At 64.8% G+C, this 472-nt stretch carries 1 protein-coding gene; it reads right to left on the bottom strand.

Annotation, left to right across the window (positions count from 1 at the left end; translation table 11 throughout):
• Positions 1-41 precede the first annotated feature (41 nt).
• On the bottom strand, positions 42-472 hold a 431-nt coding region (locus tag A3764_RS20795; protein WP_150122354.1), incomplete at its 5' end, for a DUF2855 family protein.

Below are 472 nucleotides of genomic sequence, written 5' to 3'. Positions count from 1 at the left end.
GGGCGAGCTGTTCGGCCTGACGGCTGCGGCCCATTTGCCCGTCAAAGGCGGATGATATGGCCGTCGCGGGGGTTTGCGCGCCCCTGCGCAAGCGAATCGTAGACCTCTGCCGCTTCTGAAAGCCCGTGATGGCTGCGCAGGTCGATCCAGTCGGCGGCATTCTCCGCCAGTCGTTTCCATGCCTGGCTGACGCGCTTTTCCATTATCCCCGGCCCCCATTCCTCGCGGCGCTTGGCGATCTGCGCCGGAGCGAAGAAGAACTGCGGCTTCACCCCTTCGAGCGTCTGGCCCGCCTCGAACTTGTCCCAATGGCTGAGGCCCACGGCGGCGGAATGTTTCAACGCATCGCCCAGCCTTGCGTGCACTGCTTGCTTGACCCGGCCATTGCCCGCCATGTCGATGAAGACCGAAGGCCGCCGCTCGATCTCCTCCGCGCGGTCATAGGGCAACACCTGATCGCAGCCACTTGTCC

The sequence above is a fragment of the Sulfitobacter sp. HI0129 genome (genome assembly GCF_001635395.1).
Classification (GTDB): Bacteria; Pseudomonadota; Alphaproteobacteria; order Rhodobacterales; family Rhodobacteraceae; genus Sulfitobacter.
The sequence above is the reverse complement of the archived record's forward strand: the minus strand, read 5'-3'. Positions and strand labels throughout refer to the sequence as shown.